The 1,252-nt window shown below is 67.5% G+C and carries 1 protein-coding gene; it reads right to left on the bottom strand.

The features are described from left to right. A partial coding sequence (locus E3T23_RS13155; RefSeq protein WP_338145453.1) for an FtsX-like permease family protein occupies nucleotides 1-1,207 on the bottom strand: 1,207 nt, incomplete at its 3' end. Nucleotides 1,208-1,252 lie beyond the last annotated feature (45 nt).

The following is a 1,252-nucleotide window of genomic DNA, read 5'->3' as shown; positions in this document are numbered from 1 at the left end:
CGTCCGCAAAGTCACCCTTGTCGGATACCGAGAGCACCACATATGGTCCGACCGCCTCGACCAGGTCGGCGCGCAGGGTCGCCGCAGTCACGCCGGGAGCAGCGTTGACGAGCAGAAACTCGATTGTCACCTGACCCGAGGGAACGACTTGGGTGAGAAGCTTGTCCGACATGACGATGGAAACGTCGATCAATTGGGAGTCGATAATTGCACCCACCCGCGCCGACGCCGACACGGCACCGGCCCGGGAGGCGAACGTCACCGTGTCACCGAGAGACCAGCCGCGTTCCTTCGCGGTCGCCGCCTGCACCGCGATCGCGCCGTCGGCAAGGGTGTCGAGGGAACCCTCCACGACATCGACGTCGATGGTGCGCCCGAATGCCTTCGGTGGGAGTCCGACGACGAACGAGGCATCTTGCTTGGCTGCCCTCTCCCCCGGGCCGACGACGACGGTGGGGCCGTAGGCGAGCACGTCCATCGCGCCGACAGTGTCCAGCGCACGGACATCAGCCACCGCGCCGACGGGCACTCCGGTAGTTGACCGAATGGAGAAGTCCGACGTCCAGCCGTCGTCGACGATCGCGCGGGTGGAGACCGTGGCCGAAGCAGCCAGGACCGAAGCGGCCCCGACCAGTGCCATGCCGATCATCAGCGCACTGGCAGTATTCGCGGTGCGTCTCGGGTTGCGGACAACATTTCCGCGGGCCAACCTACCCAGCGGCCGGACTGCCGCGACGAACACCGCGGAGAGCACCCCCAGGCAATGGCGAACGAGGAACGGGGCCAGAAGCAGCGTGCCGAGGGCGAGCAGCCCCGCACCGACGCCGACCAGAGCTGACCCGTTGCTGTCGGGCGCGAGTAGCGCCACGACGAGCCCTGCAGCACCTAAGGTGGCGAGAACACCGCCGATAATAGTGCGGACACGCAGAGACCTCTCGGTCGCCGTCGCCTCGCGCATAGCCTCGACCGGCGCGGTGAGGGCTGCGCGGCGGGCCGGCAGGGCGGCCGCCACGACGGCTACAACGGTGCCGACAAGCAACGAGACGATCATGGTCGGAGCATCGAGCGGGATGGATCCGGACAGGTCCATGCCGACCTGGTCAAAGCCGATCCGAAGCAGCGAAACGAGGCCGAGGCCCCCGGCGATTCCCAGCGCGGACCCGAGCAGACCCACAACGGCAGCCTGGATCAGGATGGACGCGAACACCTGGGTCGGCGACGCTCCTACGGCGCGCAACAAAGCGAACTCGCG

Origin of the sequence: Cryobacterium cheniae, from assembly GCF_004403395.1 — a bacterium.
GTDB classification, from domain to species: domain Bacteria; phylum Actinomycetota; class Actinomycetes; order Actinomycetales; family Microbacteriaceae; genus Cryobacterium; species Cryobacterium cheniae.
This window is presented reverse-complemented; position numbering and strand designations above follow the sequence as displayed.